15 protein-coding genes and 1 pseudogene are annotated in these 15,695 nt (G+C 42.2%); 12 read left to right on the plus strand and 4 right to left on the minus strand.

Features of this window, described 5'->3' with window-relative positions; all coding sequences use genetic code 11:
- The first annotated feature begins 8 nt into the window (after positions 1–8).
- From NST45_RS07585 to NST45_RS07595, 3 genes are read left to right on the plus strand one after another with little or no spacing between them, the layout of a single operon-like run.
- On the plus strand, positions 9–701 hold the full coding sequence (locus tag NST45_RS07585; protein ID WP_038572334.1) for a copper homeostasis protein CutC: 693 nt from the start codon (positions 9–11) through the stop codon (positions 699–701).
- A 28-nt stretch (positions 702–729) separates the two neighbouring features.
- Positions 730–1,680, plus strand: a complete 951-nt coding sequence (locus NST45_RS07590; protein ID WP_036689009.1) for an ROK family protein — start codon at positions 730–732, stop codon at positions 1,678–1,680.
- Positions 1,681–1,728: 48 nt separating this feature from the next.
- Complete coding sequence (locus NST45_RS07595) at positions 1,729–3,006, plus strand: alpha-L-fucosidase (RefSeq protein WP_036689007.1); 1,278 nt, start codon at positions 1,729–1,731, stop codon at positions 3,004–3,006.
- A gap of 382 nt (positions 3,007–3,388) precedes the next feature.
- On the opposite strand, the gene NST45_RS07600 is transcribed toward NST45_RS07595, so the two are convergent.
- Positions 3,389–4,384, minus strand: a complete 996-nt coding sequence (locus tag NST45_RS07600; RefSeq protein ID WP_038572325.1) for a hypothetical protein — start codon at positions 4,382–4,384, stop codon at positions 3,389–3,391.
- The gene (locus tag NST45_RS07605; protein ID WP_036689003.1) at positions 4,371–4,718 is read right to left on the minus strand and encodes a PadR family transcriptional regulator; all 348 of its coding nucleotides are present in this window, start codon (positions 4,716–4,718) and stop codon (positions 4,371–4,373) included. Before NST45_RS07605 ends, NST45_RS07600 begins: the two co-directional genes overlap by 14 nt.
- A gap of 281 nt (positions 4,719–4,999) precedes the next feature.
- Between NST45_RS07605 and NST45_RS07610 the strand changes: the two are divergent.
- The 7 genes and pseudogenes from NST45_RS07610 to NST45_RS07640 all read left to right on the plus strand — a co-directional run.
- Positions 5,000–5,323: pseudogene (locus NST45_RS07610) on the plus strand (phosphotransferase); the annotation flags it as partial.
- Between the two features lie 79 nt (positions 5,324–5,402).
- Positions 5,403–6,098, plus strand: a complete 696-nt coding sequence (locus tag NST45_RS07615) for a response regulator transcription factor (protein ID WP_036689002.1) — start codon at positions 5,403–5,405, stop codon at positions 6,096–6,098.
- A 1-nt stretch (position 6,099) separates the two neighbouring features.
- Positions 6,100–7,440, plus strand: a complete 1,341-nt coding sequence (locus NST45_RS07620) for a HAMP domain-containing sensor histidine kinase (protein ID WP_076100143.1) — start codon at positions 6,100–6,102, stop codon at positions 7,438–7,440.
- Positions 7,441–7,538: 98 nt separating this feature from the next.
- Positions 7,539–8,252, plus strand: coding sequence for a type II CAAX endopeptidase family protein (locus NST45_RS07625; protein WP_076100144.1), 714 nt, complete (start codon positions 7,539–7,541; stop codon positions 8,250–8,252).
- An 80-nt stretch (positions 8,253–8,332) separates the two neighbouring features.
- Positions 8,333–8,797: a MarR family transcriptional regulator gene (locus NST45_RS07630; RefSeq protein ID WP_339825289.1), complete on the plus strand. Its 465-nt coding sequence runs from the start codon at positions 8,333–8,335 to the stop codon at positions 8,795–8,797.
- A gap of 90 nt (positions 8,798–8,887) precedes the next feature.
- Entirely contained in the window at positions 8,888–9,859 is a 972-nt protein-coding gene (locus NST45_RS07635; RefSeq protein WP_339825292.1) for a ring-cleaving dioxygenase, read from the plus strand.
- A 106-nt stretch (positions 9,860–9,965) separates the two neighbouring features.
- On the plus strand, positions 9,966–11,060 hold the full coding sequence (locus tag NST45_RS07640; RefSeq protein WP_339825295.1) for a winged helix DNA-binding domain-containing protein: 1,095 nt from the start codon (positions 9,966–9,968) through the stop codon (positions 11,058–11,060).
- Between the two features lie 382 nt (positions 11,061–11,442).
- Here NST45_RS07640 and NST45_RS07645 read toward each other — a convergent pair whose 3' ends face one another.
- The gene (locus NST45_RS07645; protein ID WP_339825298.1) at positions 11,443–13,368 is read right to left on the minus strand and encodes an FAD-dependent oxidoreductase; all 1,926 of its coding nucleotides are present in this window, start codon (positions 13,366–13,368) and stop codon (positions 11,443–11,445) included.
- A gap of 181 nt (positions 13,369–13,549) precedes the next feature.
- Here NST45_RS07645 and NST45_RS07650 point away from each other — a divergent pair, with 181 nt between their 5' ends.
- Both NST45_RS07650 and NST45_RS07655 read left to right on the plus strand, forming a co-directional pair.
- The gene (locus tag NST45_RS07650) at positions 13,550–14,071 is read left to right on the plus strand and encodes a PadR family transcriptional regulator (RefSeq protein WP_036688994.1); all 522 of its coding nucleotides are present in this window, start codon (positions 13,550–13,552) and stop codon (positions 14,069–14,071) included.
- Positions 14,072–14,139: 68 nt separating this feature from the next.
- Positions 14,140–14,343: a hypothetical protein gene (locus NST45_RS07655; protein WP_038572315.1), complete on the plus strand. Its 204-nt coding sequence runs from the start codon at positions 14,140–14,142 to the stop codon at positions 14,341–14,343.
- Between the two features lie 69 nt (positions 14,344–14,412).
- Here the strand turns inward: NST45_RS07655 and NST45_RS07660 are convergent, their stop codons facing one another.
- Entirely contained in the window at positions 14,413–15,681 is a 1,269-nt protein-coding gene (locus NST45_RS07660; RefSeq protein WP_036688991.1) for an alkaline phosphatase, read from the minus strand.
- Positions 15,682–15,695: the final 14 nt, after the last annotated feature.

The raw sequence follows: 15,695 nt of genomic DNA on the forward strand, positions 1-15,695 counted from the left end.
GGAAAGTTATGAGATTGGAAGTCATCGCTACCTGTATGGACGATGCTCTTACAGCCGAAGCGAACGGGGCTGACCGCCTGGAGCTCATTACTGCGATTACGGAAGGCGGTCTAACACCAGGGATAGGATTGGTGCAACAAGTTGCTAAATCGGTTAGCATTCCTGCGTTTGTTATGGTTCGCCCGCACAGCCGTTCTTTTTGCTATTCAAAGTATGACATTTTGACCATGGCAGCAGAGATAAAGCAAATTGCAGCCAGCGGAGCGGCGGGGATTGTGATTGGTGCGTTAACACCGGAAGGGACTATCGACGAGCGAGCGCTTGAAACATTATTGCCGTTGACCGATGGATTGCAAGTAACCTTCCACCGTGCTTTTGATGAGTTGAAGGATCAAATAGAAGGTTATCGAACGCTTTGTAAGTATCCGCAAATTACGCGTGTACTCACTTCTGCTGGGCCAGGTCCGGCACCAGAAGCTATTCCTGCTATGCGGAAGCTAGTCGAGGAATCAAGAGGTAAAACGGTAAGTATACTGGCTGGAAGCGGTTTGAAGCCGGAAGGTATTACTTCATTTATACATCAGACTGGAGTAACAGAAGTGCATTTTGGGTCGGCTGTTCGTTATGATAAAGACGCTTTGTCGCCAATCGATCCAGCAGCCTTACGGGCGTTAGCAGAGAGTATTCATTCTAACGGCTAATAATAGATAGTGAAAAGGTGAATGGGTTATGCAGAAGGTTGAGAGCTACGTAGTTGGAATCGATTTAGGAGGCACAAAAATTGCCGCAGCATTGTTCGATTCAAAGGGGACCGTGTTGAAACGGGAACTGATGGAAACGGCTGGGGCACGTACCGCTAAAGAAGTGGTGCAGCGAATGATCGATATGATCCGCTCCGTATCCGAAGGACGACCACTCACTGGAGTGGGGCTGGCTTCTCCCGGAGCTGTAAATAGCCAGGACGGGATCGTTATTCACGGCACCAATCTTCCGGAATGGGATAATGTTCCGCTGAAGCACTGGATGGAGTCGGAGCTAGGCGTTGAAGTAAAGGTAGTGAATGATGCGAACGCTGCGGCTTGGGGTGAGTATGTCCGAGGAGCTGGCAAAGGTGCAGACAACATGGTTTATGTTACCTTTAGCACAGGGATTGGAGCAGGTATCGTCATTGACGGCAAGCTGCTTCTTGGCAAAAATTCATTTGCTGGTGAACTAGGTCATAATATTATTGACCCGAACGGAACGGAATGTAGCTGTGGAAGATTCGGCTGCTGGGAAGTTTTCGCTTCGGGCACAGCGATTCGGGATATGGCGCTGCGAAGTATGGAGAGCAGACCGTCGATGATTACGGAACTGGCTAATATAAATGGAGAAAAAATTACTTCGCGGCACGTATTTGAAGCCATGGCACTTAACGATGCCGTGGCCGTCGAGGTTATTGACCGCAGTATTCATTATATGGCACTAGGTCTAGCCAATGCAGTTCATACGTTCAATCCTGATCGGATCGTGATCGGTGGAGGCGTGAGTAAGGCTGGAGATTTGTTATTCCCTGCACTGGTGGAGAAGACGGAGCAATTTGTCATGGATCCATATAAGGGTACTTTTACAATTGAACCTGCCGCTCTCAAAGACGATGTAGGTTTAATTGGAGCCGCAGCATTATTTCATACCGCTTAGGTGGAGTGAAAGATTGATTATAGCTTTCATTAACGAGGAGTTGGAGAGATGGGTGCAAGAGAAGAAAGAACGAAATGGTTCTTACAGGATAGGTTCGGGATGTTTATCCATTGGGGATTATATTCAATTCCTGCTAGAGGGGAATGGATACGCGGTAACGAGCGGATGAGTAGAGAGCATTACATGACGTATTTCGATGAATTTGACGCCTCTCGATATGATCCGAAGAAATGGGCAAGTGCAGCAAAAGCTGCGGGTCAGAAATACGCTGTTCTTACGACCAAACATCATGACGGGTTCTGTCTGTTCGATAGTAAGCTGACTGATTTCAAAGCCACTAATACGCCCGCTGGGCGTGATCTAGTGCGGGAATATGTAGACGCTTTCCGGGCTGAAGGGATTGCAGTAGGTCTATATTACTCTATCATAGACTGGCACCATGAGGATTATCCCGGATATGGAGATAAGGCACATCCTGATCGGGATAACGAAGCGGCTAAAGATAAGCCGATTGATTTCGATAGATACTTGGAGTATATGCATGGGCAAGTAAAGGAACTGCTCACCAATTACGGTAAAATCGACATTATGTGGTTTGACTTCTCCTACGATAATATGACAGGGGAGAAGTGGAAGGCGACGGAGCTTATCCGGATGATTCGTTCCATACAACCTGATATTATTATCGACAATCGATTAGGTGGCAATATTCGTGCGGCAGAACCTGAGGAATATGCTGGAGATTTCTTCTCCCCCGAGCAGATCATTCCACCTGGCGGCATTGTTGACGTAAACGGCCAATCCATCCCTTGGGAAGCCTGCATTACCCTTAATGACAACTGGGGTTATCATTCCGAGGATAAGAATTATAAATCAACCAAGCAAGTCATCCGTACGATGGTCGAATGTATCAGTAAGAATGGTAACCTGCTCCTCAATGTTGGACCAGATGCTAAAGGTGAAATGACACGGGAATCACTGGTTATCCTTGACGAAGTTGGGGAGTGGATGCGCCTTAATGGAGACAGTATTTATGGATGCGGGAAGTCTTTGTTACCTAAGCCAGAGTGGGGACGTTATACGCAAAAGGGCAATAAGTTATATGCGCACGTTTACGACCGTGGAATTGGCCCGATCTATTTCCAAGGCTTGAAAGGGAAGATTAAAAAGGCCAGATTACTACGTGATGGTACCGAGCTAAAGGTGGAGGCGCCGTGGATGGCTGAGGAATATTCGGATGTTGACGGTGGAGCGTTTATTACATTAAAAGGCGCGATGTTACCTGATGAGATGGATACGGTTATCGAGCTTGAACTATTTAATTAAATCAGAAGGAGTTGTCCTAGCAGCCATTCATGGCTTATGGGACAACTCCTTTTTTTCGTATTCTTCGCTAACATTTGCACATACGAAACACCTATCGGACACAGATGACACTAAACCCAGAAATATCGCACGTTTGGGATGCCAACGGACCGCATAGCCGCTATTGCCTTGAAACACCCCGATATGGAGCTCTTTCGAGGGAATAACGTCATTGGAGTCCGAAGCCCTGTTCCAAAGGCAGAAAATGTGCAAATTAAGTCATCTGGGTCCGTAACTCTTAGAGGGTGACAATACTGTTGAAGCATTTGAAGCAGGCATTCAACGAGTCAGAAAACAAAGCGGCAATTCTCCAAATAACAGGAGAATCACCGCTCTGCGAATACTAGAGGCGAGCCTTGCGGAAGCCTTCATATATATTGAGGACCGCAACTAAAATCAAGACTGCTATACCTCCACCTACTAGCCCCGTTTCAAATTGGTTAGCTGTAGTAGTTAATAAATTAGACATGTAGTTAATGAATTCTTGGTTAAATACATTCGGATTTATAAGGATAACAGCGAATACAATAAGTACAATGAGCTCGAGGACCGTATTACATAATGCTAATTCTCTAGTCCATTGTCTCTTGATTAATTTATATATAGTTAATGCGACTTCTAATCCGATCACAATAAGAATAATAGGCCAATAATCAAGTAACACATGCTGATTAAAAGCTGGGGCTACGAAGTTAAGTGCGCCTTCACCGCCTCTATAGACTCTGATCAGGTGTTCAGCATTAAAATAAACAGTAGCCCAAATGGCAGTCCACAGTAAACTTCCGAACACTTCGAAGCTTGTAATTGCTTTTTTCTTATGGACAAGCGCGATATCCTTCAAATCATCAGGAGTCCATTTCCTTAATTTTGTAGTAAGCGGATGCCCTTCCTTTCCTTTATCCGCCCGTTCGATAATAGCGAACACAACAGTTATCCAAAAAAAGACTTGGATTCCTACTTCAAGGAAGGTTCCAATTCCTGTACTTATAACTGCAGTAACAATATCCGCAACTGTTTTATCGCCGCTGTAGCCAATCAAGTAATCAGCAACCAGAGCGATTAAAGAAACAACTACAGCGATTGGTATAATCATTTTTAATAACGTAACATATAAATCGAAATAGCGTGGGCCGATGAGATACATGGGCTGATCGCGGTACTCACTAGCTAAAATAGCTGGATTGCCCAATTTTTCAAGGACGGCCTTTACCTCTTTTTCGTCATAATCATCCGGTAACATATCCTCGATGGTTGATCGTAATTCTAATGCGATGTCTTCCCGATTTTGTTCCGGTAACCTCCGAGTAACTTCATGAATGTAAATCTCAATTAGCTTCATGGTCATCCTCCCCTTGTAATAGGCCGTAGAGTTCTTTCGAATTCTTAAGCCATTCTTCCTTTAGCTGTAAAAAAATCTCTACGCCATAGTCACTTAGAACATAATACTTACGGGGTCTGCTCTCGGATGTGTCCCAGCTGCTCGTCACTAATTCCTGTTTCTCTAATCGGCGAAGTAATGGATATAAGGTGCTTTGATCGATGATGATGCTGGATTCCTCCAACAATTGAACGAGCGAATATCCATACTGGGGTGTTCGTAATTGACTTAAAACGGCTAGCGTTAACGTACCTCTTCTAAGCTCTGTGATTAAAGAATTTAATAAAGTACTCATTCACCCACCTCATTATTTAAAATATAAGGATTTATAATCTCTTATAAATTGTTCTTATATTTTTGGTTTAAACGCTTGTTGTCCTTGAGAGGACGTCGAAGCCGCTTATACTTACTATGTGTCATACAGTATTCAATCTATACTATGCATCATACACTATTGTTGTTCCAACATCAATTGAATAAAATAATCTTCTAAGAAATAAATAAGAAAATTTTTCTATTTTGTGAAGCAGTTTGATTAAAAGGAGGTTGTGAAATGACCTCTTCAGTTTGGGGTGGAAGATCGATAAGTACATCACGAAATATCAAACATTCGGCATTGTTCTAAAGGGAGCAGAGCAGGTCATTGAGTTTGTGGAGGCGAATCGTTACTTATTGGAGGGGCGGCCGCAGACTTTTCAACACGGCGACTATCATGTAGGGAATATGATCATTACGAAGTCGAGGGAACTTGGAATTATTGATTTTAATAGATTTGATTATGGTGATCCTTGGGAGGAATTTAATCGCATTTCTTGGTGTGCACTAACGAGTCCAGAGTTCGCACCGGGCCGAATCCATGGGTATTTTAATCATGATGTTCCAGATCTTTTCTTTAGGCTTTTTATACCGAAGTGGTATTTGGCAAGTTATACTGAGTGAAAAGACTCAGCTATTTGAGATTAGTTAGGGGAATTGAGCGATGAATATACTGATTGCTGAAGATGAAACTGATATAAGAAAACTAGTGAAAATACATTTAGAAGATCGATTCTATCGAGTATTCGAAGCCAAGGATGGCATTGAGGCTTTAGAGGTTGTTAATCAACATGAAATAAATCTTGCCATTCTGGATATTGTAATGCCCAAGCTTGATGGGCTTAATCTGTTGCGACAGATAAGAGAGAAAAGCCATATTCCGGTTATCTTGTTAACTGCCCGCGGTGAAGAAATTGATAAGGTTGTTGGTTTAGGTCTTGGAGCGGACGATTATATGGTGAAGCCATTTAGTGCTTCAGAGCTTGTGGCTAGGGTTGAGGCGCAGCTGAGACGAAGAAATGTATACGATCTTAGCCAATCGATAACTGAAGAAACAATCCAACATAGAGAATTGAAGCTGAATTTAAAGGAATGTATGTTGTACATAAATGAAAGTCCGGTTCTTTTAAATGCCAAGGAATATAAGGTATTACAATGTCTGATGCAGAGTCCTAATCAAATTTTTACGCCCAAAAAGTTATATGCAGCGGCGTGGGAAGAGGATTTCTATAGTGATAATAATACGATTATGGTTACTATCAGCCGTCTAAGGAATAAGATTGAACGGGACCCACACCATCCCGAATTTATCGTCACAGTGCGTGGACTAGGTTACAAATTCTACAATCCAGGTAAATAAGATGAAAAAACATAATATATCCTATCAATTGTTAAAAAACTATATCGCGATCTTTCTTATAACAACGGTTATCACGATATTGGTGATTGTTGCTTTGTTTAGCATGAACAGGCTGGGATCTAAGGACATTATTTATAATCAGTTAACGGCTGCTAAACTTATGCAAAATGACTATCAAAGAATTGACACTAGTGTTATTAATGATGTCGGGGGCAGTTTACAGGTTGTGAATTCCAATTACGAAGTCATACACTCCATTGGCAACAATCCATTTACGTCCAAGCAGATTAGTGTCAAAGAATTTACGGATTTTCTAATGAATACTGGAGCTAACAAAGATATGATCACTGTTGAATATAATGAGCAGGAACATTTTTGGCTGATCGTCTTTTTACCTATACAAGTGAAGATGACAGGCAGTTTCCATTGGAATTCAGATTCACCTATGCAGGATCATACCCTTCAAATGCTTGGGTTTATTGGGTTAGGTTATTTGTTGATTTTGATTCTAAGCACGATGATTTATGCGAGAATTACAGCGGTTAGTTTCATTAAACCCTTAGACCAGTTGTCCGCTGCTGTTGAAAAGGTTAAGAATGGGGATTATTCAGCAAGAGTACAGGTAGGCGGAAATCGGGAGTTTAGTCAACTGGAGCAGGCTTTTAATCATATGGCAGAAGTGATTCAGATCCAGACCTCGTTAAAAGAACAGAGTGAAATCAATCGAAAAAATCTAATATTGGATATATCCCATGATTTAAAAAATCCATTAACAAGTATTATGGGTTACGCAGAGCTTGAACTAAAAGAACAGGTGAGCGGTCGGATAGAACATTTGGAATTTGCCAAAATAATATACGAAAATAGTATCCGTGCCAATGTATTGATTCAGGATTTGTTTGAATTATCGAGAATGGAAAGTCCCGAATTTCGTTTGGATGTTACAACAGATGATTTCTCAGAATATTTGAGAGAAGAAATGATACATATGTTGCCCGAGCTTGAGGCTGCGGGTCTGATTCCTGATTTTGTAATCGAGCCAGAAGAAATAATTCTACAGTTTGATAAAAAAAGAATGAACCGTGTATTCTCAAACCTGCTTTATAATGCCATCGCTTATCAGGAGCGAGGTTCTAAGTTTCAAGTTGTGCTGGAAAAGGTGAGTGATGGAGCCAAGCTTACTTTTGTTAATTACGGTCAACCATCAGCCTTGAACCCGGCAGGTTCTGGATTAGGGCTACTCATTGTTCAGAAAATAATAACTGCTCATGGAGGAACTGTTCAGCTGAATACGCAGGATAACCAGTTTGAAATTATAATTGGGCTGAACTGGAAAATTTAAGGTCTATGTAAGATTACATTAAGTCGTATGAAATTTCCCAATGCTAAAATGGTTGATATTCAGTCTATTAACAATTTTACATGGGGGATTAGATTATAATGATTGATGAGAAATTAAGTAAAAGGCAATTGATCTTGGGCGTTATATTAGCAGTAATGTACTTTTTAGGATTGTTCTCTATTCTCTTGATCCGGCCGATTATGGAGATTCTTAACCATGTTTTTATTTGGCAGCCAGAACAACAAAATCGAATGGCCTTACTGTTGAATAGTCTGATCTACATAGGAGTGATTATAGGTATTAGAGGGTTCTATAAACAAGCTGTTCATGATTTCACACAACACTGGGTGCGTAATATGGTATGGATGGTTTGGGGACTTTGTTTGATTATTATCATCGGAAGTATGTTGATTCCCACACTAATTTCCATCTTTCATCCCATTACAAAGTCTGTTAATGAGGTGGATTTACGGGCAATGTTGTCTTCGTATCCATTTATTTTTACAGTGAATGTGGTATGGATTGGTCCCGTGATTGAAGAATTAGTGTATCGGGCGACCATTTACAGAACGATCCGCAGGAAGAGTCGTCTTCTGGCTTATCTGATATCTTGCTTTTTATTTGGCTTCCAGCATGTCTATAGAGCCGTGGTTTTTCAGGGTAACTATAACGAAATGTGGAATATCTTCTCCTATATGACTGCTGGATTAATCTTTGCCTACCTATATGAGAAAAGAAAAAATATATTAGTGCCTATAGTTGCACACATGGCTAGTAATGGTTTATCTGTGCTTCTCTATTTCTTAAGTTAATACGAAACTTGACTCCACATCAGATTACTAGTAAACTGATAATCAAATAGATCCAATTCCAAAGCAATGGATGTGGCATAATGCGAAACAATGGATTCACTGAAGACAACAAACTAAGCTTGTTGATCTGGCTGCGGCTGGTAAGAGTTTATGACAATAGTAACGATCTTTCCAATGAGTTCTTGAAGCAGTTTGATTTAACGGTTAGCCAGTTTGATGCGTTAGTACAAATACTATTACATCAGCCTGTGACACAGATGGATATTGCAGAGCATTTAACCATTACTAAAGGTGGAGTATCACATATGCTTGGCAGATTAGAAAAAGAAGGATGGATTGAGCGTAAGCAGGATTGGAAGGTGAAGTATATTTCTTTAACTGAAAAGGGCCAGGCGCTTATCGAGAAAGTTCTTCCTTTGCAATCGGATTTCCAAGCTTCGTTATTCGATCCACTGACGGACGAGGAGAAAAAGGTATTTTACAGCATGCTTAAGAAGATTCACCGCCATATCCAGAATGAGAATCGAATTCCACGAGGAGTTTAGTAGTATTGTAAAAGCTTTATTCTGAATAAAGCTTCCTTTTTTCAGCATCAGTTTACTAGTAAACCATAATCATATTAGGAGGAAATTAAAATGAGCCAACAACAAATAACCGGACAACATCATGTATCAATGATTACTAAAGACGCTAAACAAAACCTATGGTTTTATACAAAAGTTCTGGGACTAAGACTTGTCAAAAAAACCGTAAATCAGGACGATCCAACCATGTACCATTTATTCTATGGCAACCCTAATGGCGCTCCAGGCACCGAGGTATCCTTTTTTGAAATGCCAAATGCAGGCCGGACCCGGAAAGGAACGAACAGCATTTCTGCAATCTCTCTTCTCGTTCCTAGCGATGAGGCCTTAGTATATTGGGCTAACAGATTAGATACATTTGAAATCGCTCATGAAGCTATCGTAAGTATAGAGGAGCGTAATTCGCTTACTTTTCAGGATAGTGATGAATTAACGGTTCATCTGGTGTCCGCAGAAAAAGATAATGTGACTCAGCTGGTAGAACCTTGGATTACTGATGATATTCCACCACAATATGCCATTGTTGGTTTGGGTCCCGTTGAATTGACTGTCCGTGAGGCTAGCCGTACAAAGGCTGTTTTAGAGGATATTTTAGGCTATACACAAGTTCGTAGAGTGCCATCCATGGGTGACCCGAAGGTAATGGTGGATATTTATGAAACAGCTAAAGGCGGCTTGTACACTGAACTTCAGCTCAAAGAAGTTAATGATCAAGACCGGGAAAGACCGGGAAAAGGCAGTATTCATCATGTGGCTATAAGAGTGAAGGATCTGGAAGAGTTAACCGCATGGGCTGCTAAAATCACAGCTGAAGGGTTCAAGAACACAGGGGTCATTGATCGTTATTACTTCCATTCCTTGTATTTCCGTGATCCGAACCATATTCTTTTTGAGCTTGCTACAGATGGTCCAGGGTTTGAGATTGATGAATCTTTTGATGCGCTGGGCGAGAATTTGACCTTACCTTCTTTTCTGGAAGAACGCCGGGAAGAGATTGAATCGAAACTTCATCCTATCCAATAATATAGCTAAGAAATAAGAAAAACTATGAGATTGGAAAAAATTATATTAAAATCATTCCTATAAGGTTAGACGATGGTTTGATAAGGTTCACTTAAGGAGGTAAAGTGTGACGAATAAAATGATAGCTACTCAGCGTTTATATAATCAGAAGATCGTTGATTCCAAGCTAATCAAGCCCGAACAGGTCGTTAAAGAATTAGGGGCAATACAGGCGCAGGATTACATGCAGGCGATGTGGGCGATCGGATTACGTACTCCATCTTCGAATTTAGCTGATATAGAGTGTGCTATCGTTGATCGCAAGATGATTCTGAATTGGACGCTGCGTGGTACGCTTCATTTTGTCCCACCGGAAGATGTAAAGTGGATGCATCAGCTATCTGTGCCGCGTTTAACGGGACAAACAAAGCGACGAAATGCAGAGCTTGGGCTAGATGATCAGACACTAGAACGTTGTAGACATATTATAGTTAATGCTTTACAAGGTGGAAAGCAGCTAGATCGTGCTCTTTTACTTCAGCTAATAGAAGAAGAAGGTATTCACACAGGGAACCAGCGTGGTTATCATATGTTGTGGAATGTTGCGTACCAAGGGCTGATTTGTTTCGGGCCGATGAATGGTAAGCAGCAAACGATTGTTTTGCTAGAGGAATGGGTGCCTCATTTTCGCGATCTTACTTACGAAGAGTCATTGTATGAACTCGCTCGGAGATATTTCACTGGACATGGTTTAGCAACTGTTCAAGATTTTGCTTGGTGGGCAGGCATAACCCTTACAGATGCCAGACGAGGACTGGAAGCGGCCAAAAGTCAACTGCAATCAGAGGTTATTGATGGCACTGAGTATTGGATGTCTGCTGATCGGCTAGAGTCAACTGCTGAGGAATCGGGCGTTCATCTGCTTCCGGGTTTTGATGAGTACATTCTTGGTTATAAAGACCGAAGTGCCGTTCTAGAGCCCGACGTTGCTCCTTTGATAGTTCCGGGGAATAATGGTGTTTTTCTTCCAACGATTGTTGTGGAGGGTCAGGTTGTGGGTACATGGAAAAGAACCCTAAAGACCAAGGGGATTGAGATTATGATCCATCCTTTTGCCGATCTGGGCGATACGGAAAAGTTGGTACTTAAAGAAGCTGAGCGATATGCGGCATTTATTGGGCTGCCGATACTCAAAATGAATGTGAGTGGTTCATTGATATGAGTATTTCACTATTCTCATCATTCTCACCGTTTTCATCTTTCTTACCATACTTTTGTGCGCACCTTTAACGCTAACGGACACCAGTGCACTTATTAGCTCCTAAATGCTGATTTGCTGAGCTTTTCGGACTCCAATACAGTTATTCCCGTCGCAGCACCACTTTTGCCCCCTGTTTTTGCGGAATAGCGGCATCTGGGTCCGATAGATTCGTAAAAAGACTACTTTTAGCTCAATAGCGCCTCCTGAGTCCGAACGACAGAACGGCATAATGGTTGAATGGATACCGATTACCGGATAACCGCTCACGAATGCACTCTGAGTAAAAAATAACCCGGCAGGGCGACCTGCCGGGTTTATTTCATAAATCTTATAGCTAGCTTAATTAGATTCGTCTAGCTAATTCAGCGCCTTCCCAAATCGCATTAAGCGCTCTACGCGCTTGCACCGCATCGCCAATTATATGATAAGGGATGGAGCTTTCCTCCAAGAAATCCTGAAGAGGTTGTTTGTTGAGGGCGCGTGAACCTACGGCGATTACTACATAATCAGCAGGTAGGCTGTGAGATTCGCCGTCTTTTTCAACAATTACGCTATCCCCTTGAATCGCCATACATTTGCTGTTGGTTATTAATTCAACGCCATGTCCATATAGACTTTCCATGACACAGATTTTACGCAAAAGTCCTAGATCATTAGCAACATCGGCTTGCATTTCAACTACAGTGATTTGATGTCCGCGTTCTACAAGCAGCTCTGCGACCTCAAGCCCCACTAAACCGCCACCGATAATAACGACTCTTCCTTCTGGATGAACCGTTCCCCACAACACATCATGTGAATTGACCACATGTGAACTGTCGACGCCTTCCACAGGCGGAATAATAGGAGAAGATCCGATTGCAAGAATGACCTCATCTGGACCAATTCCTTGGATTAATTCAGGTGTAACCTCTGTATTCAATCGAATGTCTACACCTTCACGTTTAGCGGTTTCTCCCATATTCAGAGCGGCTGCAGCCATTTCCTCTTTACGTGGTGCGGCGCCGGCAATATAAAGCTGTCCGCCTAGAATGTCATTTTTTTCGCATAATATTGGATGATGCCCACGTCGTTTCAGTGTGACAGCTGCTTCTAATCCACCAGGGCCACCACCAGCAATAAGTATTTTCTTGGGGATATTCGTTTGCTGCAATTCATATTCACTTTCACGGCCGGTTGCAGGATTAAACACACAGCTGATAAATGGCACATTAGGATTCACGAATCCATCGAAGCAGCCTTGGTCGCAACCCACACATTTAACGATGGTGTCTGCACGTCCGGCTAAAGCTTTATTGCAGAATTCCGGATCAGCCAGCTGCGCACGCCCAATGGCTACAAAATCAGCCAAACCCTCCGCGATTATCCGGTCTGCAATTGCTGGATCATTAATACGGCCTACGGCAATAACAGGGATGTTAACCACAGATTTAATTTGTGCTGCGTTATCTACATTGAAGCCCACAGGTAAATCGATTGGCGGAACTTCATATTTAATTGCAGCGCCAGCAGGGACCCCACGAGATACATTAATAGCATCAATTCCAGCTTCTTCAGCGAGCTTCGAGAAGAGCTTCATATCTTCCAGCGTAAGTCCGCCCGGTAGATCCTCAATTGCAGAAATTCTCATCAAGATAGGGAACCCAGGTCCAACCGCTTCCCGGATAGCGCGGATACAAGCCAAGGGGAAGCGGCAACGATTCTCCCAAGAACCGCCGTATTCATCCTGACGAAAATTCATTGCAGGACTTAGAAATTGTTGGGGCAAATAACCATGGCCGGCATGGAATTCCACGCTGTCAAATCCGGCTTTCTTCGCACGTGAGGCTGTATCTGCGTAAGCTTGAACCATCTCGCCGACTTCATGATGCGCAAGTTCACGTGGTATATGACTTACGCCTTCAAATGGAACAGGTGAAGAGGAGACCTGAATTAGGTTGGGAGTTACTTTACCTCCATGCCATAACTGTAGACAGCTTTTGCCTCCTGCCTCTCGAATAGCTAATGCTAATTGAGCCATACCTGGAATAAATTTATCATCATAAAGGGCAGGAGCATCATCGGAGGCCGCCGTTGGGTGAATAGTTGTTACTTCTACAGTATTTAAGCCGTTGCCGCCTTTAGCTCGTGCTACATGGTAATCAATCAGACGATCACTGACGTATCCACCCGGCGCATTCATTTTCGTGCCCATCGCTGGTAAAATGACCCGGTTCTTAAGCTCCATATTTCCGATTGTGCCCTTGCTAAATAAATGTGTGAATTCCATATGATAACTTCCTCTCTACATATAGGTTAAAAATAAATAGGTTATTTTAACCTATATTAGCGAAAGGGTAGGGTGAAAGTATGTGCAAAAAATCACGAGTGATTTGGCAGAAATGTAGTAATTGAGGTAATATAAGAAAATGATGAACCGGATACGTATTCCGGAAGCCCGGAGGATGATTATGGATATTGAAGTTTTGATTCTGGCCCAATTAATGAAAGGGGCCAAACATGGTTATGAAATTAAAAAAAACATTATTTTTGTAATGGGCAATGATAAAATCGTAAACAATAACTCGCTTTATCCAAAGCTGAAATTATTTGAAAAGCGAAAATGGGTAATCAAAAAAACGGAAATTCAGGAACGCCGGCCTAAACGTTATGTATATTCTATAACTACTGAGGGTGAGGAGCGGTTTAACACCTGCTTAACAGAATTTACGCTGGAGACTATTCGAATTGATAATGAATGGTCTATTCGTCTTGCTTATTATGAGCTTTTGGATCAGGAGACACGTAGAAGATTGCTTGATTACAGAGAGACTTATATGAACGAAAAGCTGGACCATTTACAGCAATTATCCAAGGTAGTAGGCAATAGTGAGGATATGGATTACTCTGAGGAGCTCTATTTTTACACCCGAAGTATGGTTTTACGAGAGATCGAGTTAATTAAGGAGCTGTCACGTAAATTAGAAGCATAAGGAAACAGTTTAGCACCCTATGAACCAATCATTTTTTAAAATATGAGGAGGTACAATAGAATATAAGATTGGAGAGTCAAGCTTATGACTGTGAAGAAATACTTAAGTATGATACAAAAGTAGCAAACGATAATGAGTATAATTTGATGATTACTAATAACAGTCCGTTATTTTTGAAAAGCGTAGTTGTAACAGAAGAAGAAGAAGAAGAAGATAACAAGCACAAAAATGCTTTAATTGATGCTAATATCAACCGAGGTAATCAGAAGTGAGGATGCCCCCTGCTCAATAGAGAGCAGGGGGCATCCTCCTTAATTTGGCTAGTCTTTTATTGTTCGCCTTTATTTTTTGGCTTTAAAACCTGATGCTTGCATAAGCTTGGTGAATACTTCGGTGTTTTCGTAGATTCCAGTAAATAATTGTGCATTTTTGCCCATAGCTGTGATTGGAATATCAACCGCAGTATGGCCTGAGGTCGTCCAGTCCACTACAAAATTGTGTTTGGAATTGGCGATGGCGAATGGACCGTCTTCTTTGGATATGCCGTCACCGGACTCATCATCTGCGTCAACTGCTTCAATAGAAAATCCGCCGGTCTCATGGTCGGCAAGAACTAGAACCAGTGTATCTGGATTCTTTTTGGCGAAGTCTTTGGCTACTTGCACGGATTTATCCAGTTCTTGACCTGATTTAATCGTCATTTTAGCGTTGTTTTGGTGTGCAAATTCGTCAGTGCCTTCTTCTTCCACCATAAGGAAAAATCCCTTTTTATTTGTTGCTAGCGTATCTATAGCTTTCTTAGTCATCTCGGGCAGCGATACCACCGGATTATAAATATCCCCTTCACCCTCAGGATTTTGCTGGAACATTTCCTCGTTTGCGAATATTCCCAGCAGCTTGCCGTCTTTTGCTTTTTGCATATCCGCTTTGTTCGTTACATAGGTGTAGCCCAATTGTTTAGCTTTATCAACAAGGTTACCTTGTGTTCCTTTGCTTTTCTCTGAAGGATCTTCAGCGGGTTCATCTGGGAATTTCCCGGGATTGCCTGCAGGGTACCAGAAATCCTCACCCCCACCAAGCAGAACATCAACCTTGCTCTTAGTCAGAAGCTGGAGGGCGATATCACTTTGCTTTGAGCGGTCTTCGACGTGAGCACCAAATGCGGCGCCAGTCGCGTCTGTAATCTGACTAGTAGTAACGACACCTGTTGATTTTCCGGCATCTTTAGCATATTCCATAATGGTTTTAACACTTTTTTTATCGGCATCCATTCCGATAGCTCCATTATAAGTTTTCACACCGCTGGCATAGGCTGAAGCAGAAGCAGCCGAATCTGTAACAGGGACAGTGGAGCTTGTATGAATTAATCCAACGTATGGCATCGAATCCATTGCTAGATTTCCTTTTTCACCTACGGTGGCAAGCCGGATGGCATCACGCTGAGCAGCACCCATTCCGTCTCCAATAAACAGAATTACATTTCTTGTGTTCGAAGATGCTGCGTCTGCTTGATTAGGTGCATGAGTAGTGACTATGCTGGATACAAAAAGAGCCGTTGCCGCTGTCGCTACAATTGCTGTTTTGACGCCATGCTTTTTCGGTGATTTCATAATTTCCCTCCTAA

Source organism: Paenibacillus sp. FSL R7-0163, from assembly GCF_037969975.1.
Taxonomy (GTDB): domain Bacteria; phylum Bacillota; class Bacilli; order Paenibacillales; family Paenibacillaceae; genus Paenibacillus_AQ; species Paenibacillus_AQ odorifer.